Here is a 24,642-nt window from a genome sequence, read left to right as displayed (position 1 = left end):
GTTGGCTGAGAGTGTCATCGCAGCAAACCGGGCGAATTCAGCAGCGATTCCTTTCGCTGCGATGTGATGGCTCAGCCAAAGATTTCGCTGGCGCGGTATTCCTTGGGTGACACTCCGTACTGCTTTTTGAAGCTGCGACTGAAATGGGCGGAGTCGCTGAAACCCCACTGGTAGGCAATGCTGGTGATCGACGTTTTGGTCATCGACGGCGATTTCAGGTCGTTGGCACAGCGTTGCAGTCGGGCGCGCAAGATAAAGCGGCAAACGCTGTCGTTATGATCTTCAAAAATCCGGTGCAGCTGGCGCACCGAAATATTCAGCTGACTGGCCAGCAGGGCGGGAGACAGTTCCCCTTGTTGCAAGTTGCGGTTAATCAGTAGCTGTGCGGCTTGCCAGATGTCCCGGCTCATATGGCCAAGGGCTTCCATGGAAGCATCGGCATACTGTAGCGATGGCTTTAGCAGGGTCAGAATGGCGTCTTCGATCACGCCCTTTTCCCGGTTTTCATGCTCCGAGTTTCCGGTAACGGTCGTTAGCTTGTCGAGCATGGTGCGGATCATCAATCCCGCTGTACCGCGTTGATTCACCTTGCCAAACACCGGCGAACTGCCTTCCAGGCTTTTCTCTACCCGTCGGCGCTCCAACGGAAAAGACACGTGTTCGATCAAGCCAAACGGGGTGAGCTCGCAAGGGTTGATGCCGTTCATCAGAAAGATGTCTCCCGGCGCCAGCTGCAGCTGATTGTCAGCGTCACGGAAGTTGGCAAAGCCGCTGTTGTGCATCACCAGAAAGCAGTGATCAACGTCTTCCTGGTCGGCGTTGGTGCCTTCTCGAAAGATCCGCCCAGCGTTGGTGCGAATACTGGCTGAGTCCATGTCCTGATGCTGGTGGGTTGCCAGCTCGCCAATGAAGGTGTCGTTGGTGTGCGGCAGCTGGGTGACAAAGTTTCCGCAGACAGCGCGCATCTGCGTTTGCCATTGGTCGAGCGCGTGAATTTGGGCGTCGCGTTGAGTCATATTGAATTACCTGGAGAGCTTCGCTCATTTAGTTAATGTGTTAACTAAAGCAGGTTTCATGCCACTGACTTGAGAGATCCGGGCGTAAAAACCATGAGCACTATTGTTATTGTTTTGGTTGGCTGGAGCGGGATTTCACAGCCATAGCAGCACTATATGCCCGCTTTGTCAGGCTGGCTTGACTCTGCGTGCCAGTCGTCTTCCTCGTACAAAAACCTGTCACTGATGTTCAAGAATGGCGTCGTCCTGCTGGCGAATACTGAAATGGCGTTGACGGAGCCTCTCTTGGTGCCGGTTACGGCTCCCGGTTCTCCGTTTATCCGTCAACGCACTCACATTTAATTCGTTTTTCGACACAGGAATCTGACTATGCAGCCTTTGAAATTGAGCACGGATACCACGGCAATGCAGAGCGTTGGCAGCGTCGCCAACCTGGGCTCTGAAGTGGTTGAGGGTAACCCGGAAGCCTCTGTGCAATTTCTGGTGGGCAATCCGGAAAGCAACATTGCGGTTGGTCTGTTCGGTTGCACCCAAGGTGTTTTCCGCATGGTGTACCCATTCACTGAGCACGCTACGGTACTGACTGGCCGGGTGACGCTGAAAAACGAATCGACCGGCGAAGAAGCCCAGTATGGCCCCGGCGACAGCTGGTATTTCGAAAAGGGCACTGCCGTTTTGTGGACCGTGGAAACGGACGATTTCGTCAAGAACTACATGAGTATCGTAGAAGGTTAACACCGGCTACCTGCTTCCGACCCGGCGCAGGTGCGTCGGGCTGATGAGCGCAAAAACCATAACCAAACAAGGACTCCATCAGTGAAAGCATTATTCAAATACACCGCGTTGGCGGCCTCCATTGCTGCGGCACATGCCTCTGCTTTGCCGGTATACAACACCGACAGCAGCAATCTCGACCTGGCGATTGAAGGCGGATTGGGCTACTTCAGCAGCCAGGAAAACTACGCCACAGGCTTTGCCGAGGAAGACGGCGGCTCGAACTGGCAAGAAGGCTATTTCAAGGTTGGCCTGAACGGTGACCATTCTCTGGGTAATTCCAGTGTTTATGGCGGCCTGAGCGTATCTGCCACGGCCACCACTGGCGATGGGGATGCGGCGGGTTTCACCAATGGCGAAGAGCGTCGGATCGCGCTGGAAAACGCGTTTGTTGGTTGGAAGTCCGGTAGCACCATTGAAGCGCTGGGCGAAAATGGTCTGGATATTTCCTTTGGTCGTCAGTCGTTGGTGATTGGTGATGGCTTTCTGGTTAATGGCGATGGCCTGAACTTTGGCGATTCGGCTGAGGACGTGATCGACGTTGATCTGGGACGTGGCGGTGCCTACTGGATGGGCGGCTCTGCTCGTAGCGCATTTGCCAAAACCCTGGTTGTTCGCGTTGGCGGTGACAACGGTCTGCGTGCTGACCTGTTCAAGGTTGGTTCCAACAACCGTCCTCAAGGGGAAACCGAACTGACCGGTGTGAATCTCGAATACGTGGGTGAACAAGGCACCGTTGGTTTGCTGCGAATGAAGAGCGAGTCGGACGGTAGCTATGCTATTGCCAGCCGTGACGGCATGAACACGACCTCGTTGCGTTACCAGGGCTCTGCGGGCGTTGAAAACCTGTTTCTGAGCGCCGAATTTGCCCATCAGAAAAACGACGATGTGGTTGGCCGTGCGGGCTATGTAGAAGCTGGCTGGACGTTTGCAGACGCGGCCTGGACACCAAGCGTTAACTACCGTTACAGCTCTTTTGATGAAAACTTCGACCCGCTGTTCTTCGGTTTTAACCGTGGATACGGCACCTGGTTCCAGGGTGAAGTGGCGGCCAACTATGCGGGTCCATTCAACAGCAACACCGATGTTCATCACCTGGCGCTGAAGGCCAGCGTAAACGAAAGCCTGCACCTGGGTGCGCTGTTCTTTGACTTCTCGGACCATGAGAAAACCGCTGGCGTCGACAACGGTGGCCGTGAAATCGACTTGTACGCGGAGTATTTCCTCAACGAAAACATGTTGGTGTCGCCGCTGGTGGGTATTTACACACCGAACGAATCGGCTGAAAACGGCGGTACCCAGATGGGCTCTGACGATACCAATCTGTACGCACAAGTTGGTTTCTACTTCTTTTACTGAGGCCAGGGTCCCTGACGGTTTTGTGAGCAGGTAAGGCGTAGTGATGCTGGTGGACTGGCTGGCTATCTCCTTCTCGTCAGTTCCTTCATCTGACTGAGTTCAAATATGCCTCTGTTTGATTGTGCTGGTGGTCTACCGAACGTGTAGCGCGGCGCTTTCCTGCTCACTTTTTTATACCGGCATCAGCCCAGGCTGGTGCCACACTGAATACCAAACAGGAGTGACATGTCGTCATTCCCATGTTGCTACCGGAGCAAATGCCAACACGGCGGGTGAATGCAGCTTATGAATACCTTCGATAACACCGAGTCTCTCAGTTACTACCGCGCAACCCAGAAGTACGATTTGCGTTTTGCGCCGCTGCAAGAAGACATCGAGGCCGATGTGGTGGTGATTGGTGGAGGTTTCTCTGGCATTAACACCGCGCTGGAGCTGGCCGAGCAGGGCGTCACCAACATTGTGGTGTTGGAGGCTCGGGTATTGGGTCATGGCGGTACCGGTCGTAACGGTGGTCAGATCATGGCGGGCATTGGCCATGATCTGGACAAAATTGAAAAGCACGTTGGCTCGGAAGGGCTGAAAAACATCATTGCCATCAGCAACGATGGCCAGAAGATCATCAAGGAACGGATCGCCAAATACGATATTGATGCGGATTTCTGCCACGGTTACGCCTACATGGCGTTTAACAAGCGTCAGGAGAAAACCCTGGTGCAGTGGGAGAAAGACTTCCGCGAAATGAGCCCGGACGACGAAATTGAATTGCTGACAGGCTCTGCGGTGAAATCCGTGATTGGCTCCGATGCCTACGGCAGTTGCCTGAAATACATGGGCGGCGGCCATGTGCATTCCCTCAACCTGTTGCTGGGTGAAGCCAAGGCATTAACCAGCTACGGCGCTCGTATTTTCGAAAACAGTCAGGTGACTTCGGTGGAATACGGCGAGCGGGTGACCGTTCGGACCGGCACCGGGTCGGTCAAGGCCAGCAAGATGCTGTGGGCCTGTGATTCCTGGCTGCAGGGCATGGAACCTCATCTGCACAAAAAGACCATCAACACCCAGGCGTTTCAGATGGCTACGGAAGTGCTGCCGGATGACCTGATCGAACAGATTTCTCCGATTCGTGGGGCCTACAGCGATATACGCCCGGTGATCGATTATTACCGCGTGACCAACGAAAACCGCTTGTTGTTCGGCGCTGCTACCGACTTTATTGAACATACACCGGCGGATTTATTCGAGTGGAACCGTCAGCGTATGTTGAAAATTTTCCCGTACCTCAAGGATGTGAATATCGAAATGGCCTGGGGTGGTTGGATGGCGGTAGGCGAAAACCTGTTCCCTCAAATTGGCAAAATTCCCGGCCAGGATAACGTTTTTTATGTGCAGGGATATGCCGGTTTTGGCGTTACGCCAAGTCATATTATTTGCAAGGTATTGGCCGAAGGTATGTTGGGCGGCTCCGATCGTTATGACCTGATGAGCTCCGTCAAACACGCCGATATCTGGGGTAAGGACTACTTCCGTCAGGCCATTGTGAGCGCCGGTAAAACCTGGCACCAGTTATCGGGCTACTGGACCGGACGTCGCTGATTCGAGACGACTTGCTCTGTTAGCAGGCGGTGAATATCCGCCCTTATTGAAATAACCATTTTTATTTCGTGGTTTATACCAGGGGATCAGTGTGCTTCCAGAAATCAAAACCATTGTATATGCCTCAGATATTCGCCAGGGCAGTCGCGTAGTATTTCGTATGGCGATTAAACAGGCGTTGGCCAATAACGCCCAAATTGTATTCCTGCATGCCTGTGAGCCATTTGATTCTGAAATGCAGGACATGGTGCGCGACTACCTGCCGCAACGAATCAGTAATTTGCACGCCGCCCGCATTCTGGAAGGGCATCACCAGCGTGTTCATGAACGTATTGAACGGTTTCTGCGTGAAGAACTGGAAGCCGATATTCACCCGATGCCAGAGCCGAAAATCGTGGTTCGCTCGGGCAAGCCGGACCAGGTCATTTTGGCTGTTGCCGAAGAATTTAACGCAGAGTTGATCGTTATGGGCGATCGGGCTGCCCCCGCACTTTCTCGTATGTTTCTGGGCTCAACCGCGCAGAACGTCATTCATCAGAGCTCCGTCCCGGTACTCATCGTACCGCTGGCAAAACCACAATAATGTAAAGAGAGACTAGTTATGAAGAAGATGGCAAAAATCATGGCGTTGGCAGCATTGGTTGCCGCTCCTCTAGCCGCTCCATTTGCAACCGCAGCGGACTATCCCAACCGCCCGGTGAAGTTCGTTGTGCCTTGGCCTCCGGGGGATCTGGAAGATGTGCTGACCCGTGTTATCGCCGAGGAGATGGCGTCTGAAACCGGCAAGCCGGCCACCGTGGTTAACAAACCCGGCGCAGGCGGTGTGGTGGGGGCATCGGATGTTGCCCGTTCACGTCCGGATGGCCTGACCATCGGCTCGTTTGTGGCTGACCTGGTGACCACGGCGCTGATGTCGGGCAATGCGCCGTACCAGCAAGACACTTTCGAGCCTGTGGGCATTTTCCTCGACTATCCGTTCGTACTGGCCACCAAAGCCGATTCCCCATACAGCAACGTTGCTGAACTGGCCAAGTACAGCCAGAGCAACAAGGTATCTCTGGGTCACTTTGGCTATCAGGCGTTACCGACTGCGATCACTTACAAGGCCGCTGACGTCGCTGGCATCACGTTCAGCTCTGACGCCGCGTTCGATATGAATGACTGCGCCACTCTGGCGAATGGCGATGCCGATGTGATCAACACCACCACGCAGTTGATCCTGTCTTGTCTGTCTTCTGGTGAAGTCAAAATCATTGCCGCCCTGACCCGCGACCGTCTGACCATTGCCCCGGACGTACCGACGCTGGCGGAGCAAACCGGTGTGACTCAAACCACCTGGAATGGCCTCTTCGTGAAGAAAGGCACGCCGGAAAAAATCAAACAGAAGATTGCTGAAATCGCCCAGGCTGCGCTCAAGCGCGAAGAAGCCGTCAACCTCAGCAACAACACCGGCGCTGGCATTTACTGGATTGGCGGCAAAGACGCCGAGAAGGTCATCGCCGACGACTACGCCAACGCCGAATCCCTGATGCAATACATCAATCGCTAACCGACTCACCATTTCCATCAGCCGGTCCTGTTTCCCGGCTGGTGGCTTTTTTGATTGCCTGTGCAGGCGGATTGGTTATTCACAACCGCCGGGGGCAATCCAAAAAGAGGCCACAAAAAGAAGATTGTTATGACACAACACGACTCATCCTCGACGGAGCCGTTGGCCAATATGCCGGTGGTCAAAGTATCTGGGGCCAACCAGCCTCACGGCGGTATTTACCTGCTGCTGTTGCTGCTAAGCGGCGCTTTGCTACTGCTGTTGCCGTGGCAGGCAAGCTGGGTGGAAACCCATAAGGGCTGGTACATCCAGCCGATGATCGGCAGCGCACTGGGACTCGGGCTGATGGCTGTTTTTGCAGCGGTGCGAACGTTTCAGGCGCTGCAACAGGGACGTCTGACGCTGTCATTTGAACGCCTGTCCAACACCTTGTTGGGCTATCGAACGGCACTGATTTGCGGTGGCTTGTTCATGCTCTACATCGAAAGCATCGAGGTGATTGGCTTTGCCTTATCGACCTTGTTGTTTATTTGCACCTTGCTGTTTCTTAGCCGCCTGTTCAATCCCTTCTGGTTGCTGATGGCTGTCTTGGCCACCGTGGTGCTGGTATTGATTTTCCGGGTTGGCGTCAGTGTCTGGATGCCTGACGTTTGGCTTTATGGGCTGTTGCCCGATGACCTCGCCGATTTCGCCAACCAGTATCTGTAGGAACCCACCATGCTTGATACCTTGATGATGGGGCTGAATGAAATTTCAGCCATGAATGTGCTGCTGGCCATTGTGATTGGTGCTCTGGTTGGCGTAACCATTGGCTCAATTCCGGGCCTGGAACCGGCCGGTGTGATGGCCATTTTGCTACCACTGACGTTTTCAATGGAGCCGCTTGCGGGCGTCTCACTGCTGTTAGGCGTGTATGGCGGAGCCTGGTACGGCGGTGCTATTCCGGCCATCCTGATGAATACTCCGGGGACGCCAGTGGCGGTGTTAACCACCTACGATGGCTATCCGATGGCCAAACGTGGCGAGGGCAAGAAGGCGTTATCTATTGCCTATACCGCGTCCTTCGTAGGTGGCCTGATCAGCATTCTGTCGCTGGTAACTCTGGCACCGACGCTGTCGCAAATCGCCTTGCTGTTTGGTTCCGCCGAGTTCGCCATGCTGGCGGCGTTGGGCATGATCTTTGTGGTGCTGGCGCATCGCAAGCACGTGGTGGAAGCGGCGATGATGCTGGGGCTGGGGATTTTTCTTGGCACAGTGGGCATCGATCGCTCGTTCAGTACCCAGGTGTATACCTTTGGTGAAGTTTGGCTGCTGAACGGCATTCCGCTGGTACCGGCGGTGATTGGTTTGTTCGCCATGTCGCAGGCGTTTGTGCTGTTGTCCCAGCGCGGTCAGGATTCTTCCAAAACCACGCTGGAAGGCGAGGGTATGTTTGCCGGTTTCTGGGTCTTGTTAAAACACAAGGTGACCGTCGCTCGTTCAGCGGCGCTGGGTGTGGTGATGGGCCTGTTGCCGGGTGTGGGTGAGTTTGGTTCGCAGTTCTTCTCGTACACGTTGGCGCAGAAGTTTTCCAAAACCCCTGAGAAATTCGGTGATGGTGCCGAAGAGGGCATCATTGCCTCCGAGACCTCCAATAACGCGGTGACGGCGTCGGTGATGATTCCACTGCTGGCGTTTGGCATTCCCGCCGATGCCCTGATGGCCATGCTGTTGGCGGTGTTTATGGTGCATAACTACATCCCGGGGCCAACCTTGTTCGCCGAACGGCCGGAGTTTATTTCCGGTTTGTACCTGTCGTTGTTGCTGATGAATGTGGTGGTGTTTATGTACCTGACCTTCGCCAGCCGCTGGATTGTGAATCTGACCCGTATTTGTGGTCGGTTTATTGGTGCCTGCATTCTGGTGCTCGGTTTTGTTGGTGCCTACAGCCAGAACTACCAGTTCTCGGATGCTCTGATTGCGCTGGGATTTGCGGTATTCGGCTATGTGTTACGCCGCAATGATATCCCGGCGGTGCCGATTATTCTGGGTCTGGTATTGGGGCCGGTGTTCCTTAACCGCTTCCGTCAGGCCATGGGTGTGGCGGATGGTGACATGAGTATTTTTGTCTCTCGTCCAATCAGCTTGACGCTGCTGGCATTGATCGTGATCGCCATCACTGTGTTTGTGGTCGCAAACCTGCGTGGTAAATCCTCACAGCAAACACCGGCCGAGCACGCTCATGGGTGATTGCCGTATCCCCGGGGGCGATGGAAATCTGACCCCCTTGATAGAATTTCAGCGCCAGTGTCTGAACATGACATCGGCGCTGGTGAACGCCGAAGCCAACCTGTTTGCCATGCTGGATGATCAGGGACAGCCGCTGGACATTGTTCGTCGTTGCACGGTGCAAGGCATTGAACCGGTGTTCTGGCGCTGCCTGAAAGACCTGGCCATGTTCAACCCACTGTTGTGCACCGACACGGTTGTTGCAACGGATATTCGCCGGCATTCCGGTGTGCTGCGTGGCAGTGGGTCCTTGAACGAATTCGGACGCTGGGTGGAATACCCGCATCTGGCCTGCATGTATTTTCGTCGTCAACAACGTGTCGTCGCCATCATTGGCATGCAGCGACACAGCACCATGGGCAGTTTCAGCCGTGAAGAACAGCAGCGCCTGGAAGTGGTTCAGCCGGTGATCGAACACGCGCTGAATCAGGCGTTTTTGGTGCCTGCGGGTGGCAGGATTCACTGACTCGAACCTATTCGTTAATAGCGGGCCAGCGGCCAGCGCTCCCGGATGACCTGGTGCGTGAAGAACTACGTTCGTAGAGGCTGGCTTGCCTGCGAAACGCACCGACTACCGATCGTTACCCCAGCTTATTCCCCGTGACGTATCGGTGATCTTTCTTTATACTGAAATTAATTAATATATTAAGTATAAATTCGTTATGACCCTGAAGATTTCCATCGTTGACCAAAGTCCGGTCCACGGTTCTCACCCTAAAATTGATGCCCCATCACTGACACTGGAACTTGCCCAGCTGGCCGATCGTTCTGGTTATCATCGATACTGGGTGGCAGAACATCACGACAGCGTGCATTTCGCCAACCCTTGCCCGGAAATTCTGGTGGCGACCATTGCCGCGCAAACCAAGAACCTGCGGGTTGGTAGTGGTGGGGTGATGCTGTCGCATTACAGCCCATTAAAAGTGGCCGAAACCTTCTCCATGCTGGCTAACCTGCACCCCGGCCGAATCGACCTGGGCGTTGGGCGTGCGCCGGGTGGCTCACATCAAACCACCACTGCTCTGGCGTTTCCGTATCGCCCCAATAACGGCGAGTTGTACGCCAGTCAGGCCACCCAGTTAGTCGACTTTATCCATTCAGAAAGCCACACACAGGGCGGTGGTAAATGGAATCCGTTTGCGGCCATTCGTGTGCTGCCGGACGCCTCTCGCAAGCCGCAGTTGTGGATGCTGGGCTCCAGCGGCGGCAGTGCCGAGTTAGCGGGGCGGTTGGGGTACGATTTGGCGTTGGCACGTTTTATCGACCCGGACGGCTGTAGCCCCGAGGTGTTCCAGCGCTATGACCAGGCCCGCCGTGATGCCGGGCATTCGCCATCGGCTGGCAAAATGCTGGCGGTTGCCTGTATCTGCGCCGACACCGATGAAGAAGCCCGCTTGCGTGCCGGAACCGCGGTGTACCGCAAACTGGCAGCGCAACTTGGGCAGCGGGAGGATTTCCTCACACCGTCTGAGGTGCAAAACCGCTACAAGGCGCTGTCGTTATCGCAGCAGTCAGTGTATGACCACATTCTGACGGGGTATACGGTGGGATCGCCAAGCCGTTGTTACGACGAGCTGCATCGTCTGGCAGATCAGTACCAGTGCGAAGAAATCACGACGGTCACCGTGACTCACAGCCAGGCAGAGCGTTTGCACAGTTACGAATTGCTGGCGACCAACTGGTAACAAAAGGGAAAAGGGAGCGTTGTAGCCGCTTAGAGCAAGCGGCTACGGGTATCGCTGGGGCTCTCACCAAAGGCTTGCTTGTAGGCACGGGAAAAGTGCGCCGGGTGGTTAAAACCACAGCGGAACGCGACCTGGCTGACGGTCATTTGCTTGCAGGACGGGTCCAGCAGCGTGTCGCGGCAGCGCTGCAGACGTTCATCCCAGATAAAGCGGGCAACGGTGGTGTTGTCGAGCTGAAACGCTCTGGCCAACTGGCGTTTTGAGGTGTGCAGTTCATGGCTTAAACGCTCCAGGCTGAGGTCTTCCTCATGCAGGTGCGTTCGAATCCAGTACTTGCCGCGCAACAGAATATCCGCCAGCGCACGGCTGCCTTGAGGTCGAATGCGCTGATTCAATAAACCGTTCAGCTCATCCAACATCAGGTTGGCTACCTTATCAGCGGCGGTGGCGCCGGAGTCTGCCTGGCGCAGCAGATTAAACAGTTCTTTGGTGGCGTAGCCACCGTATTCCAGCTGCCGGTCCAGTCGAATAATGTCTTTTTGATCCCACTGGCCAAAACAGCCTTTCAGTACCTGGTGGGGGATATCGATCACCACCATATCCATATTTTGACCAAACCCCTGAGCGTAAGGGCGCACGGTGTTGTAAATCACCACATCGCCAGGGCTGCTGCGGGTGCATTGCGTGCCCTGATAGGCAAAACCATCGCCTTCCAGCATCAGGCACATAAAGGCCGATTCTCGGTCATCCTTGCGAATATTGGCGTTGCTGCGTTGGATGGAATGCTCCGAAGCCTTGACCCGATTGAGCGTCAGGGCACCCAGTTGGCGGCTGGTCAGCTCGGCATCGATACCGCATTCCGGCTCGTCCGGGCAGTCCAGTTCAATCATATTGCGGTTGATGCAATCGACCCAGAAATCGGCTTTTTGTCGGCTTGGTAAGCGCTGGGTGGAATAGTCCGGTCGGTTGCTTGCCAGCAGTTGCAACGGCGTGTGCAGGCTGCGGTTGGATGATGGACGCGTAGCGGTGTTGCCATTAAAGCAGGAAGACAAATTCATAATGTTATCCCGACTCTCGGGCGGCCTCGGGCTGCCGAGTCTGATTATTATTCTGACGATGAGCGACTGCGTAGCCAGTGTACGCTTAATCCTGTTAAATAGTAAATATGTTAACTAAATTGCATTCCAAGCGTCTTACACCATGGCCTGGCACACTGGATAAACGTTTTGTCAGTCTCAATCAAGCATTGCCCGCATTGCACAGCGATACTGGCCGGATAGGTTCCACTGATAAAACAACAACCGGGGACGCACTATGTACTCATTTGGCAACGTTGCTGGTGGCCAGCAACTGGACATCAGCAGCAGTTTCGACGTATCCAACCCTTCCACTGGCGCTCTGGCAGGCAAAGCGCCCGCTGGCAGCGTCGCCGATCTGGAAACCGCCATTGCAGCCGCAGAAGCCGCTTTCCCGGCGTGGTCCGCGCTCAGCGATGCCGAACGCCAGCAATACTGCATGAAAGTGGCCGACAAGCTGGAAGCCCATCTCGAAGAACTGGCGCAAATCCTCACCACCGAACAAGGCAAGCCAATGGGCGGTGCCGGTTCCATGTTCGAGATTGGTGGTGCCATTGCCTGGACCCGTTACAACGCTTCACTGGAAGTACCGGTTGAAGTGATTCAGGACGACGAAAACGGCCGCATTGAACTGCACCGCAAGCCGATTGGCGTAGTGGGTTCGATCACTCCATGGAACTGGCCAGTGATGATTGCCATCTGGCACATCATTCCGGCAATCCGTACCGGGAACACCGTGGTTAACAAGCCTTCGCCGTTCACACCGCTGTCGACCCTGCGCATGATTGAGCTGATGAATGAAGTACTGCCTGCCGGTGTCGTCAACAGCATCACCGGCGATAACGAGATCGGTGCGGTAATGTCTTCCCACGACAAGATCGGCAAGATCGTTTTCACCGGCTCGACGCCGACTGGCCAGAAGATCATGGGCTCTGCGGCTAACACCCTAAAGCGCCTGACGCTGGAGTTGGGTGGCAACGATGCCGGTATCGTGCTGGAAGACGCCGATCCACAAGCCATTGCTGCAGATATTTTCTGGGGCGCCTTTGTGAACAACGGTCAGACCTGTGCCTGTTTGAAACGCCTGTACGTGCCGGATGCCCTGTACGATCAGGTGTGTGATGCACTGGTTGAGTTTGCGGCCAACGTCAAGGTGGGTGATGGTTTTGCCGAAGGCATGGAGCTGGGTCCGGTGCAGAACCGCATGCAATTTGACAAGGTGAACGAACTGGTGCGCGCCTCGATTGAACACGGCGGCAAGGTTCTGTGTGGTGGCCCGGTAGACGATGCCAGCACCTTGTTTTTCCCGATCACCCTGATCGCTGCTGCCAGCAACGATGATCCACTGGTGCAGCAGGAACAATTCGGCCCAGCGCTGCCTATCATCCGTTATAGCGACCTCGACGAAGTGATTCGTCAGGCCAACGACAACCCGAATGGTCTGGGTGGTTCTGTATGGACCAACGACAAAGCCCGTTTTGCAGACGTTGCCAATCGTATGGAATGTGGTTCGGTATGGCGCAACAAGCACGGTGCCATTCAGCCTAACGCCCCATTTGGTGGGGTGAAATGCTCCGGCGTTGGCGTTGAATTTGGTCAGGAAGGTTTGCTGGCCAACACTAATATTCAGGTGGTTTACCTGTAAAACGGCTTTACTGTTTAAACCTGACGCTCTTTTCTCTGAATTGTCTGCCCGGCGATGCCTGCGTGCTGAGACGTAGGCGTCTTCGGGCAAACACTACCACCGCATCTGAAGTGATGCTCAGACCGGTGTTCTCTGTTCCGGCTCTTTCCTTGCTGAAACCCGGAGCCTTCAGTCGTACGTATGATAACTCCCTGTTTCATACTGCCTCTTTTAGCCCCGCTTCGTGCGGGGTCTTTTTTATTTTTTATCTTCGCAGCTTGGTTGTCCGGAATTCTGTCTGGGGGTCTTTATGACAAGCCGTTACGTGTTTGCGATGGTGTGATGCCAAACCGTTGTTTGTAGCTGCGGCTGAAATGGGCGCTGTGGTTAAAGCCCCAGCGGAAGGCGATTTGGCTGATGCTTTCGCTGGTGTTGGCCATTAAATCTTCGCGGCAGCGCTCGAGTCTTTGGTTCCAGATATAGCGACTGATCGTTTTGCCCTGCATTTCAAAAATGCGTGACAGATGGCGTGGCGAAATTCGCATAGCCTGGCTGACTTGTTCGGTATCCAGCGTGTCATCCTGAAGGTGTTCATCAATGTACGTCAGAGCTCGTTGCAGCAGAGCATGCTGGACCCGGTCGTGACTGTTCAGTCGGTTGGCGCCGAGCAAGGTGCCGAGTTGTTCCAAAATGTGTTCGGTGATCACCGCGCGGTAGCAATGGTTGCGATTGTGGCTGGCGAGCAGGCTATGGATGGATTCGCAACTGGCATTGCCGACCCTTAGTGAGCGATCCAGTTTGATCAGATCAGATTCTTGCCATTGCCCAATGTGGGGCTCCAGCACGGCTTTGGGGATGTTCACCACAAACATCGACATGTCTGCCGGAAAACCATGGCCGTATGGATGTGACGTGTCGTATAGCACCACATCGCCGGGGCTGTGGTTAGCACAGCGCGTGCCTTGCCAAGAATAGCCCTGGCCTTCGAGCATGGCACACAGAAATACCGACTGACGTTCGTCCTGATGGATGTTGTTGGCGCTGCGCTGTACGGAGTGGGCGCCGGCGTCGATGCGATTGATGCTGATCGGACCACATTCTGTGTGCTCCAGCCGGGCATTGATACCCGCTTCAGGATTGGCCACGGGGCAGTCAATGTCGATCACGTATTTCTGCACCTGACTGATCCAGGTGCGGGTTCGTTCTTCTGCAGGAAGGTCGTTGGTAGATATGACCAATGAGTCTGAATGAGCCATAAAAAGTGCCTCATGTTTCTTTTTATTCTTGTTGTGTTTTGGCTGCAGCACAGAGCCATACCCTGCGCATTGAATGATAGTAAATATATTAACTATTCCTGTGCAAGGCTACTTCGTCAGGTCTTCTTGGCCGATTGAATCAATTCGGCCGACTGTACGGATTAAGAGTCTTGTTGGTGGCTTGCTCAGAATGACTACCATGGCGACGTGGCTCAGCGCGTCGTAGCTGACAAAACAACAAGAGTTAATCCGATGAATACTCCTGACTACATTGTGGTTGGCGGTGGCTCCGCCGGCTGTGCCATTACCCATCGTCTGATCAAGGCTGGCAAAAAGGTCGTTTTGCTGGAGGATGGCCCGGAAGACGACAGCCTGTTTATTCATATGCCTGCAACGTTTGTACGAGTGATTGGATCGAAGCGTTCAGTGGTGTACGAGAGCGAGCCGCAGCCAGAAGCTAACGGCCGTAAGACCTATGTTCCGCAAGGCCGCACTCTGGGCGGTGGCAGCTCATTGAACGCCATGCTCTATGTGCGTGGCCAGCCGCAGGACTACAACAACTGGGAACAGCAGGGCTGTACCGGTTGGGGCTGGGATAATGTTCTGGCGGCGTTCAAGCGTTCCGAAAGCCATATGCGTTTGAGTAACGAATATCACGGTACGGAAGGGCCATTGAAGGTCAGTGATCCACGTCATCGTCATCCGCTCAGTCTGGCGTTTATCAAGGCGGCGCAGGAAACCGGCATTCCGCATAACGACGACTTCAACGGTGAAAAGCAGGAAGGTGTTGGCTTCTATCACACTACCACCTTTGATGGCCGTCGTGGCAGCACAGCAGCGACGTACCTGGCTGCCGTCAAAGACTCTCCAAATCTCACTATCAAAACCGGCAGCTATGTGTCGCGGGTACTGTTTGATACCAGCAACAAGGCCACCGGGGTTGAGCTGATTGACAAGAAAACCGGTGCCCTCAGCCAGATTTCCGTGAAGGAAGAAGTGATTCTGTCCGCGGGTGCCCTGTCGACGCCAAAAATCCTGATGTTGTCGGGCATTGGTCCACAGCAGCATTTGCAGGAGCACGGCATCAAGGTCATCAAGGACGCGCCTCAGGTTGGCCAGAATTATCAGGATCATCTGGAAGTGTCGATTTACGGCCGTGTGAACGATCCGATCAGTCTGCTGGGCAATGATCAGGGCCTTAAGGCAATTGCCAACGGTGCCCAGTGGTTACTGACCAAAACCGGCTTGCTGACTTCCAACGTGGTGGAGTCGGGCTTGTTCGTGGACACCTCGGGCTGTGGCCGCCCGGACATCCAGTTCCATGTCATTCCAACCCTGATGGGTGATGTCGATCGCGAACCCATCGAGGGTCACGGCATCTCGCTGAACCCATGCTTCCTGCGGCCGAAGTCCCGTGGCTTTGCCAAATTGCGCAGCGCTAATCCGCTGGATTCCATGATCTTCGAAAGCGGCGCTCTGAAAGAACAGGACGACGTCGACACGCTGGTGCGCGGCCTCAAGCTGGCTCGCAAGATCCTGCGGGCACCATCGCTGGCAGCCATGGTTGATCACGAACTGCTGCCCTCCCGCCAAGCCGAAATATCAGATGCCGAACTTGAACAGCACGTGCGCCAGTTTGCCAAGACTGTCTATCACCCGGTCGGCACTTGTCGGATGGGTAGCGATGACGCGGCTGTGGTTGATCCGACCTTGAAGGTAAACGGCGTCAGCGGCCTGCGCGTATGTGATGCCTCGGTAATGCCAGCCCTGGTTTCCGGTAACACCAATGCGCCAACCATCATGATTGGTGAGCGTTGCGCTGAATTTATTCTGGGCCTGGACGCCTGTTCGAACCAACCCTCGGCAGCTCGCGGAGCGGCCTGATTCCCATTTCAGAATCTGACCTTCGGGTCTGGCCGTGAGTACCGGAAGTGGTGCTGCGGCCACCGTTAAAACAACAACAAAAAATGGTGCTCGTATGAAAATAAACAGCTATGAAAACCGCCTGACACTGATCCTGTTTCTGTGTTTTGGCTTCGTGTTCTTCGATCGACTGGCGTTGTCGTTCCTGTTCCCGTTTGTGGCAGAAGACCTCAACCTGAATAACTCTCACCTGGGCATGTTGTCGTCCGTACTGGCGTTGGCCTGGGCTCTTTCCGGTATGACGCTGGGCCATATTGCCGATAAGAAGGACTCCAAAAAATACATTCTGGTGATCTCGGTGATCGCCTTTACCCTCTGTTCGGCGTTGTCGGGCATGGTAACGACTTTTATCAGCCTACTGATTTTCCGTGGTCTGATGGGCGTTGCTGAAGGTCCGGTATTGCCGATTGCACAATCGCTGATCGCCGATGCCTCTACGCCAAAACGTCGTGGCTTGAATATGGGTCTGGTGAACGCCTCTGCGCCGGGACTGATTGGTGCCATCATTGCGCCGCCAGTATTGATCTGGCTGGCAACCGACTACGGCTGGCGCACCGCTTTCTACGCCACCATGATTCCGGGTCTGATCATTGCCGCACTGATTATGATGTTTGTGCGCAATAAGCATCGTCATGATTCCATTGCCTCCGAACATCACCACGTCAGCAAGGGCGACATCAAGTCGCTGCTGAAAAACCGCAATATCGTTTTGTGTGTGCTGATCTCCTGCTTCTACATTTCCTGGTTCATTACGCTGATTTCCTTCACACCAACCTTTCTGATGCAGGCTCGCGGTTTCACGCCAGAGACCATGGGCGGAATCATGGGCTCGCTGGGCTTTGCCTGGATGATCTGGGGCTTTGTTATCTCGGCGCTGTCCGACCGTTTTGGCCGCAAGCCCATGATGATCCTGTTCACCCTGATCGCCACTGCCTGTCCGATGGTGCTGCTGTACGCCGATGCCGATTCCATGCTGCCGCTGGTGTTCCTGACCTACACCGGCCTGGGCTGCTTCACCCTGTTTATGGCGACTATTCCGGCCGAAACCGTATCACCGGGCCAGGTAGCAACGGCACTGGGTCTGATCATGGGTGTTGGTGAGTTGTTCGGCGGCTTCGTAACCCCAACCGTAGCCGGCTTTATGGCGGATGTGTACGGACTTGAAATCGTGATGTGGATTGCCTCAGCGGGCTCTGCTGTGGCGGTGGTACTGTCACTGTTCCTGCAAGAAACCGCGCCCGCCAAGGTTGGCCACCAACAGGAAATGGCCGTCAGTGCCTGATTGATTTAGCAAGAAAACCGCAGGTCGCCCGGCCTGCGGTACTCCCAAAACACAATAAAAGAGAAAAGGGATCATTATGTTGACCAATAAATTCACGTGGGTGCAAAAAGGGTTGCTGGGTGCGGGTTTGCTGCTAAGCGGCCTGACCCAGGCGTTGGAAATCAGCGTTGGAGACTACGAACCACTGCCAGACCAGCTCAATCTGGCGATTGTCTATCTGAACACCACTTCCAGCTCTTCGTTGTATGCCGATGGCAAGGAAGTGGACGGTGATTTTCAGCTGGATACCAATGTGGCGCTGCTGCGTGTGCTGCACAACATCGAGCTGCCTAACGGCGTGATGATGGAACCTCAGGTAGTAATTCCTTATGGTTCCGTTTCGACTTCTGGCGATCAGGGCCAAGCGCTGGGTGACTCCGATGGCCTGGGCGATATCGTGCTGGGTCTGCCGTTCAAGTGGACGCTGGACAATGGACAGAAAGACGTCTTTGCGCTGGCGCCGTTTGTTTATGTGCCGACCGGTGATTATGACAAGGACCGGGCAGTGAACTTCGGCGAAAACCGCTGGCGCTTCCTGCTGCAGTCGACTTACATCAAACACTTCAACGAGAAGTGGGCACTCGATAGTGCGGTTGATGTGACTTATCACACCACCAACGACAGTTATATGGGCAACAGCGAAGAGAAAAAATCACTGCGCTACGAGTTGCAAAGCTATCTGCGTTACGCGCCATCCGGCAAAACCATGTTCGGTTTGGGTCTTGGCCACATTAACGGTGCAGAAACCGAAGTGGACGACGTGAAACAGGATAATGCCTTGGCGACCACCTATTTTCGCGCGACCGCCAGCCACTTTGTTGCCCCGGACTGGCAGCTGCAGGGCCTGCTGGGCAAAGACCTGAAAGTGGAGCAAGGCTTCAAGCAGGGCACCCAATTCCAGCTGCGCATTGTCAAAGTGTTCTGATCTTATCTGTCTGTTCGGGTTCAGGGACAGAGCGCGCGGCATGGTGAGTAATCGCTATGCCGCGTTTTTTATGGGCGTTAGTCAGAGCGAAGTATTTGAACGAGAAAGAAAAAAGCCCGACGGCAAAGCCAGTCGGGCAAAGGATGAGATGAGCGTTCGAGTAGCGCCGGTATCTGGAGAATTCCGGCGCTAAAAGGGGAGGTAGTGTATGGATGTCAGATTTACTTAACGGCGTTCAGCACCTTGTGGAAGGTGGCCAGTTCCTCTTCGCTGAATTGGCCAAACACTTCTTGCTGACGGTCGTTAGCGACTTTCCAGAGAGTTTCCGCCTGGTCTTTACCGGCATCGGTGAGAGACAGGGTTTCTTCGCCGTCAGAGGCTCCTTCAGTGGTTTCTATCGCGATCCACTGCTTGCGCTGCAAGGTTTCCAGTGCAGCGTGCAGGTCCTGATCGGCCATGCCAATACGCTGTTCCAGCTCGGTTGCGCCCAGTGAACCAAAGTCATTCAGGGTCAGGATCATGCGGGCTTCGATGGTACGCAGACCAGTGGCCAGCTGCAGTGGCTGGTAGCTGGCCTGGTAGCGTTTAACCGCCTGGATCATCTGGTAATACAGGTTGTTGTTCAGGCGCTGTTCGTTCTTTTGTTGGCCGCTTTCACTGGCTTCTGATTGCTTGGGTTTGACGCCAGCGTGCGGAATAACCGCAGAGTAGGCGCCACCGTGGTACAGCAGTGGCGCGCGCCCTACATCGTCAAAGGCAACGACTTTACCGATCAGAATCCAGTGGTCACCACCGTCGATGCGCTGGTAGTTCTCGCACTGGAAGCGGGCGGCGCATTCTGGCAGCAGTGGCGCGTCACCAAAGCCTTTTTCGTAGTCGATGTTGGCAAACTTGTCGTCAGACGGACGGGCAAAGTGGTTCGACAGGTTGATCTGGTCGGCAGCCAGCACGTTCACTGCAAAGTGGCTGGCTTTTTCGAAGATCTCAACGCTGCCGGAGGTCTTCATGATGCTCCACAGCACCAGTGCCGGGTCCAGCGATACCGAGTTGAAGCTGTTGGCAGTCACGCCGGTTTGTTGGCCGTCCGGGGTGGTGGCGGTGATCACGGTAACGCCGGTGGCGAAGTTGCCCAGTGCGCGGCGAAACGCTTTTGGATCGAATTCAGTAGCAGACATGGTGAGTATCCTTAAAGGTAGGGCGTTAGAAAGATCGCGCTGGTCAGTGCCGGAGCCTGAAAGTTCTGGTGTTGAGCGACAGTGGCTCGACGGCGTTGAAACAGTTGCAGTAGTAATTTCATAACGGACCCGGGTAATTATTTTTGGAAGTTGGGTAGTTGGTGCGGTGCGCTTATATGTGGCTATGTAGGGGGCATACTGCGAACCCTACATAGCATCAGATGTCTGGCTTCAGACGTCCGACCTTCAAATCACAGCAGGCTTGGATCAGGGTCCATGCCCAGCAGCTCGCGACCAATGATCTGGGCGCAAACGTCGTAGTCGGTATAGGCGTGAGCCGCGGTCATGTTGGATTCGCGCCACAGACGCTGGCCTTCACGATCGTTGTACCAGTTGGAACCACCCATCACCGCCCACAGACGGTTAACGGCTTCTACACACATCTTGATGGCGTAGGCCTGGTTGGTACGCCAGTGAGCCAGGGTGTAGCGGTCCGGGTATTCGTGACGCTCGCCGTATTCCTTGTGCTCGTTCCAGGTTTTTTCCAGATAGGCACGGGCAGCACAGACTTGCTGATAGGACTCGGCAATACGCAACACTGGCGCCACGGAACCTGCCACTTTGGCACCGGTATAAGCTCGCACGCGGTTTTTGGTGATGTCCTGATACACGTCGATCATGCGTTCGGCAACGCCAAGGCTCATGGCGGCGAAACCACAGGCGAAGTATGGGCGGTAAGGGGTGTGGTAGATCTTGCTGTCCGGGTACAACTCACGGCCAACGTGACGACCTTCCATCATGTCCTTGGCGGCCTGAATGCGACGCTCGGGAACAAACACTCCTTCGATACGAGCAGTCTTGGTACCAGAGCCGCACATACCGGCGGCGTGCCAGTCGTCGATGATGGTGAATTCGGTCTTTGGAATGATGGCGAAGCTGTAGATTTTCTCGTCGTTCACCATGCGGTTCAGGCCAACGATGATCCAGTCGGCGTGGTCAACTCCAGAGCTCCACTTCATGTCGCCGGTGAAAATGATGCCGCCTTCGGTTTCTTCGTACTTGCCAAATGGGGCGATGGAAGAAGAGGCAACCACGTCCGGGTTCTCACCCCAGATTTCGTTCTGGGTTTCTTTCGAGAACATGGAAATCTGGTGGTTGTGGGTGCACAGCAAGCTGTAACCCCAGGCAGTAGAGCAGCAGGCACCGGCCAATGCGGCGATGCAGTCGGTGAATTCCGGCAGTGACATTTCCAGACCGCCGAAGGCTTTTGGCAGGAACGCGCGGTTCAGGCCAATGCCGTGCAGCATGTCGATGTTTTCTTGGGGGATCATGCGCAGCTCTTCGGCTTTGGAAGCGTTGGCACGAATGGCTGGCAGGATTTCCTGCAGCCTGGAAAGCATTGGGTTTGAAGTGGTCATGGTCTACGCCTTTTAACTATTTTTTTGATTAAGGCGTTGCTGGGCCCTTGCAACGTTAGCCATGCAGAACTCCGCGTCCGGAGTGTGTTCTGCATCGATGACGGCATTATTGCCAGTGCGGGTGGGCGAGAACATGACGTTTTCTCGTTAAAAATGGCACTTTTCTCCAGTGCTTGGTAGCAATGAATTTTGGGTGGCTGGAGTTTGGGCAGACGGATTTGGGGTGGAGGGAGTTTGGGCAGATGGGAAAGCAACAAGCGTTTCCTGCGGACACAAAAAAGGGCTAGTGATAAGCCCTTGGTTAAGCGATGCATTCTCGCCATGTTGTACTGCCGATGCTGGCTTGGTTTTTCATTCCCATGTCCAAAGTGGCAAAGCCAACGATGTTGGCTCCCACGCAGAGCGTGGGAGCCAGGAGGGATCTCAGGTGCCCGTTTTTGTATTAGAGGTCTGACTTCAAGCACCAGACGCCCAGCTCCCGTCGCCAGACTTTAAAATCACAACCGGCTTTCGCCGTAAGCCAGCTCTTTCTGCTGTGATGCCTGGGCCTTCGGTACGGCCACACCGGTAACGTCGGTTACCGGCATGATGGCGTTGATCTGGCCAGTACCGGAGCTGCCAAACAGTGGTGTGATGACTTCGGTCTTGCCGGTGTATTCCGACCAGCCCAGTGCGCCCAGCAGCATGGCGGTGTCGTGCATAAAGCCTTCACCGTGACCTTTGGCGGCGTATTCCGGCAGCATGTCGCAGAAGGTTTTCCAGTCGCCGTTTTCCCACATACGTACCACTTCGTTGTCCATGGTTTCCAGCATCGGGCTCCAGATCTTGTCGGAGAAACCTGGTGCCTGGCCGTTTTGGGCAAAGCGGTGTGATAGTGAGCCGGATGCGAGAATGGCGACGGTGCCGTCGTAGTGTTTTTCAATGGCTTCGCGGAATGCCCAGCCCAGACGTGCACTGTCGTTGAGGTAGTGCACCTGGCACAGCGCAGACACACAAATCACCTTGTAGTGATTGTCTGCGTTCATGTAGCGCATGGGTACCAGAGTGCCGTATTCCGGTGCCAGGGTGGTGGCATCGTGAGCCAGTGCTTCAACGCCATGCTCGGCGGCGACCTTGGCCATCAGGTTGCCCAGCTCAGGATTACCGTACAGGTCGTATTCCATGTTGCTGATGAAATGCGGCAGCTCGTTACTGGTGTAGGTACCGGCCCAGTGTGGGGCGCAGTTGATGTGGTAGCCAGCGTTCACCAGCCAGTGGGTATCGAACACAACGATGGTGTCGACGCCCAGTTCACGGCAACGGCGGTCGATTTCCTTATGGCCATCAATGGCGGCCTGACGACAGCCTTTGCGTGGGCCGTCCAATTCCGACAGGTACATGGATGGTACGTGGGTGATCTTGGCAGCAAGTGCGAGTTTGCCCATTGTTATTATCCTCTTGTCAGGCAGGGAGCTGAGCTCCGCTGCAAGTATAGCCAGACTCTGTCAGAGAATTCTGTCGCGGTCTTGAGCCTGGCTGCCAAATGATTGACTGCAGCGGACGCTGCAGTCGTTGCCCATCAAGCTGGGTTATCAGATTGGGTGTCAGGCGTTAGGGTCGCGCAGTACCATCATGCGCAGTTCGGTCATGTCTTCGATGGCGTAGCGCACGCCTTCACGACCAACACCGGAATCCTTCACGCCGCCGTATGGCATGTGGTCAACGCGCCAGCTGGGTACATCGCCGATGATCACGCCGCCAACATCCAGCTCGTCCCAGGCTTTCTGGGCCTTGTAAATGTCACGGGTGAAAATGCCCGCCTGCAGGCCGAAGTCGGAGTTGTTAACTTCTTTCAGTGCGGCGTCGAAATCCGAGAACTTGCTCAGAATGGCGACCGGGCCAAAAGCTTCCTGAGTGTTGACGTTCATATCGGAGGTGCAATCGGCCAGCAGTGTGGCTTGCAACATGGCGCCGTCACGTTCGCCACCACACAGTACCGTGGCACCGGCTTCACGAGCTTCGACGACCCAGTTGTGCAGACGGGTGGCTTCTTTCTCGGAGATCATCGGGCCAATGAAGGTGTTTTCGTCGGCCGGGTCGCCATGCACCAGTGCGCCAACCGCAGCGGTCAGACGCTGTTTGGCATCGTCGTACAGGCTTTCGTGAACCATGATGCGCTGCACCGAAATGCAGCTCTGGCCAGACTGGTAGTAAGCGCCAAAGACGATGCGTTGCACGGCGTCGTCGAGGTCGGTGCCTTCGTCAACCACACACGCGGCGTTGCCACCCAGTTCCAGTACCACAGGCTTCTTGCCCGCTTTGGCTTTCAGTGCCCAGCCCACCTCAGGGGAGCCGGTGAAGCTCAGCAGCTTGAGGCGGTCGTCGGTGGTGAACAGGTCAGCGCCATCGCGGTGACACGGCAGAATCGAGAACGCACCTTTTGGCAGGTCGGTTTCGGCCAGAATTTCACCAATGATCAGTGCACCAACGGGCGTCAGTGACGCAGGCTTCAGAATGAACGGACAGCCAGCCGCCAGCGCCGGAGCCACCTTGTGGGCGGCCAGGTTGAGCGGGAAGTTGAACGGTGAAATAAATGAGCAAGGGCCAATCGGCACGCGCTTCCACTGGCCGGTGTAACCCTTGGCGCGTGGGCTGATGTCCATTGGCACCACTTCGCCGTAGATACGGGTGGCTTCTTCAGCGGCGATCTTGAAGGTGTCGATCAGACGGGTGACTTCGCCACGGGCGTCTTTGATCGGCTTGCCCGCTTCCATACACAGGGCCTGGGCAATTTCTTCAAAGCGTTCTTCGAAGCGACGCACGCAGTGGTAGATTATTTCCTGACGCTTATAGGCTGGCATCTTGCGGCACGCTTCGGTGGCTTCCACAGCCGCCTGAATCGCCTGGTCAATGGCGTCAACGTCGGCCATGGCCACGCGGGTAGCGACCTCGCCCGTGTATTTGTTTTTGACTTCCAGTTCCTGATTTGGGCTTACCGCCTCGTTGGCGAGGTAGTAAGGGTAAGAGGCCTGCAACATGAGTGATCTCCGGGAGGTGTATTCGTTGATTGTTGTTAGGTATTTGGCGCCAGTGCTCTCAGGGCGGCGATGGCGGCTTCTGCACATTGAATGTCTTGTTCGACCGACGCGCCGGACACGCCAATGGCACCCAGCAATACGTCGTTGGTTATCCCGGTTTCCGCAGGATCGGTTATCGGCATCAATACCGGTACGCCACCGCCCAGCATCAACATGCGGGGGTGGCCTGCGAGGGCTTGCTGTACCTTGGGATGAGCTTCCAGTCGTTCGTCCCATTGGTGAGTGGGGCGTTTGAAGCTGGCGGCGGTGTAGGCTTTGTCGTCGGCGTATTCGGCCGAGTGCAGCGGTGCCCCCTGCATGCGAAAACGCAGGATTGGCAGCCCCTGCGGGCCAACAATGGCTATACACACAGCCACGCCGAGTTGCTGTGCATGTGCCCGGACGGCACTGAGCATCGTTAGTGCGGCGTCTTCGCTGAGTTCGTGCAACAGATGGCTGGTGGTCATTGGGTTACCGATTATTGTTATTGGGTGCTTTAAAACAAAGTTAACATGTTAATTAAAAATATATTTAACATGTTATCTAGTGCCAGCGCAACGATTAGCCGAACAATCACCGGGATTGAGTTAGGTCAGAAGAGGGGTTGAGACAGGTCAGTTTTGA

Annotated in this window: 21 protein-coding genes; 13 read left to right on the top strand and 8 right to left on the bottom strand. The window is 55.1% G+C overall.

The window, feature by feature from the left end:
- Positions 1–71: 71 nt before the first annotated feature.
- Positions 72–1,016, bottom strand: coding sequence for a transcriptional regulator FeaR (feaR, locus tag G516_RS0104675; protein ID WP_028292686.1), 945 nt, complete (start codon positions 1,014–1,016; stop codon positions 72–74).
- A 369-nt stretch (positions 1,017–1,385) separates the two neighbouring features.
- Here feaR and G516_RS0104670 point away from each other — a divergent pair, with 369 nt between their 5' ends.
- From G516_RS0104670 to G516_RS0104630, 9 genes are all read left to right on the top strand, one after another.
- The gene (locus G516_RS0104670; RefSeq protein WP_028292685.1) at positions 1,386–1,751 is read left to right on the top strand and encodes a cupin domain-containing protein; all 366 of its coding nucleotides are present in this window, start codon (positions 1,386–1,388) and stop codon (positions 1,749–1,751) included.
- Between the two features lie 81 nt (positions 1,752–1,832).
- Positions 1,833–3,149 (top strand): alginate export family protein, encoded by a 1,317-nt coding sequence (locus G516_RS0104665; RefSeq protein ID WP_028292684.1) that lies wholly within the window; start codon positions 1,833–1,835, stop codon positions 3,147–3,149.
- 285 nt (positions 3,150–3,434) lie between these two features.
- Positions 3,435–4,742: an NAD(P)/FAD-dependent oxidoreductase gene (locus tag G516_RS0104660; protein WP_028292683.1), complete on the top strand. Its 1,308-nt coding sequence runs from the start codon at positions 3,435–3,437 to the stop codon at positions 4,740–4,742.
- Positions 4,743–4,833: 91 nt separating this feature from the next.
- Entirely contained in the window at positions 4,834–5,325 is a 492-nt protein-coding gene (locus tag G516_RS0104655; RefSeq protein WP_028292682.1) for a universal stress protein, read from the top strand.
- Between the two features lie 18 nt (positions 5,326–5,343).
- Positions 5,344–6,291, top strand: a complete 948-nt coding sequence (locus G516_RS0104650) for a tripartite tricarboxylate transporter substrate binding protein (RefSeq protein WP_036534424.1) — start codon at positions 5,344–5,346, stop codon at positions 6,289–6,291.
- Positions 6,292–6,420: 129 nt separating this feature from the next.
- Positions 6,421–6,999, top strand: a complete 579-nt coding sequence (locus G516_RS0104645) for a hypothetical protein (RefSeq protein WP_245582606.1) — start codon at positions 6,421–6,423, stop codon at positions 6,997–6,999.
- Positions 7,000–7,008: 9 nt separating this feature from the next.
- Positions 7,009–8,520 carry a tripartite tricarboxylate transporter permease gene (locus G516_RS0104640; protein WP_036534420.1) on the top strand — a complete coding sequence of 504 codons (1,512 nt, stop codon included), beginning with the start codon at positions 7,009–7,011 and terminating at the stop codon, positions 8,518–8,520.
- Between the two features lie 67 nt (positions 8,521–8,587).
- Positions 8,588–9,025, top strand: a complete 438-nt coding sequence (locus G516_RS0104635) for a hypothetical protein (RefSeq protein WP_156878949.1) — start codon at positions 8,588–8,590, stop codon at positions 9,023–9,025.
- 196 nt (positions 9,026–9,221) lie between these two features.
- On the top strand, positions 9,222–10,244 hold the full coding sequence (locus G516_RS0104630; RefSeq protein ID WP_028292677.1) for an MsnO8 family LLM class oxidoreductase: 1,023 nt from the start codon (positions 9,222–9,224) through the stop codon (positions 10,242–10,244).
- 29 nt (positions 10,245–10,273) lie between these two features.
- Here G516_RS0104630 and G516_RS0104625 read toward each other — a convergent pair whose 3' ends face one another.
- Positions 10,274–11,302 carry a helix-turn-helix domain-containing protein gene (locus G516_RS0104625; protein WP_028292676.1) on the bottom strand — a complete coding sequence of 343 codons (1,029 nt, stop codon included), beginning with the start codon at positions 11,300–11,302 and terminating at the stop codon, positions 10,274–10,276.
- A 256-nt stretch (positions 11,303–11,558) separates the two neighbouring features.
- On the opposite strand from G516_RS0104625, the gene G516_RS0104620 reads away from it, so the two are divergent.
- On the top strand, positions 11,559–12,965 hold the full coding sequence (locus G516_RS0104620; protein ID WP_028292675.1) for an aldehyde dehydrogenase family protein: 1,407 nt from the start codon (positions 11,559–11,561) through the stop codon (positions 12,963–12,965).
- A gap of 287 nt (positions 12,966–13,252) precedes the next feature.
- Here G516_RS0104620 and G516_RS0104615 read toward each other — a convergent pair whose 3' ends face one another.
- Positions 13,253–14,200: a helix-turn-helix domain-containing protein gene (locus G516_RS0104615; RefSeq protein ID WP_028292674.1), complete on the bottom strand. Its 948-nt coding sequence runs from the start codon at positions 14,198–14,200 to the stop codon at positions 13,253–13,255.
- Between the two features lie 252 nt (positions 14,201–14,452).
- On the opposite strand from G516_RS0104615, the gene G516_RS21030 reads away from it, so the two are divergent.
- The 3 genes from G516_RS21030 (at position 14,453) to G516_RS0104600 (ending at position 18,369) form a co-directional block, all read left to right on the top strand.
- Entirely contained in the window at positions 14,453–16,084 is a 1,632-nt protein-coding gene (locus tag G516_RS21030) for a GMC family oxidoreductase (RefSeq protein ID WP_036534638.1), read from the top strand.
- A 94-nt stretch (positions 16,085–16,178) separates the two neighbouring features.
- Positions 16,179–17,405 (top strand): MFS transporter, encoded by a 1,227-nt coding sequence (locus G516_RS0104605; protein WP_028292673.1) that lies wholly within the window; start codon positions 16,179–16,181, stop codon positions 17,403–17,405.
- 76 nt (positions 17,406–17,481) lie between these two features.
- Positions 17,482–18,369 (top strand): transporter, encoded by an 888-nt coding sequence (locus G516_RS0104600; protein WP_051218929.1) that lies wholly within the window; start codon positions 17,482–17,484, stop codon positions 18,367–18,369.
- 221 nt (positions 18,370–18,590) lie between these two features.
- Here the strand turns inward: G516_RS0104600 and G516_RS0104595 are convergent, their stop codons facing one another.
- The 5 genes from G516_RS0104595 to G516_RS0104570 form a co-directional block, all read right to left on the bottom strand.
- Entirely contained in the window at positions 18,591–19,544 is a 954-nt protein-coding gene (locus G516_RS0104595) for a p-hydroxyphenylacetate 3-hydroxylase reductase component (RefSeq protein WP_028292671.1), read from the bottom strand.
- Positions 19,545–19,795: 251 nt separating this feature from the next.
- Entirely contained in the window at positions 19,796–20,962 is a 1,167-nt protein-coding gene (locus G516_RS0104590) for a p-hydroxyphenylacetate 3-hydroxylase oxygenase component (RefSeq protein ID WP_028292670.1), read from the bottom strand.
- Positions 20,963–21,459: 497 nt separating this feature from the next.
- Entirely contained in the window at positions 21,460–22,386 is a 927-nt protein-coding gene (hpaD, locus tag G516_RS0104580) for a 3,4-dihydroxyphenylacetate 2,3-dioxygenase (protein ID WP_028292669.1), read from the bottom strand.
- 159 nt (positions 22,387–22,545) lie between these two features.
- On the bottom strand, positions 22,546–23,979 hold the full coding sequence (locus tag G516_RS0104575) for an aldehyde dehydrogenase family protein (protein WP_028292668.1): 1,434 nt from the start codon (positions 23,977–23,979) through the stop codon (positions 22,546–22,548).
- Positions 23,980–24,014: 35 nt separating this feature from the next.
- Positions 24,015–24,485, bottom strand: a complete 471-nt coding sequence (locus G516_RS0104570; protein WP_036534412.1) for a GlcG/HbpS family heme-binding protein — start codon at positions 24,483–24,485, stop codon at positions 24,015–24,017.
- Positions 24,486–24,642: the final 157 nt, after the last annotated feature.

Origin of the sequence: Oceanobacter kriegii DSM 6294 (assembly GCF_000422845.1) — a bacterium.
GTDB lineage: Bacteria > Pseudomonadota > Gammaproteobacteria > Pseudomonadales > Oceanobacteraceae > Oceanobacter > Oceanobacter kriegii.
This window is presented reverse-complemented; position numbering and strand designations above follow the sequence as displayed.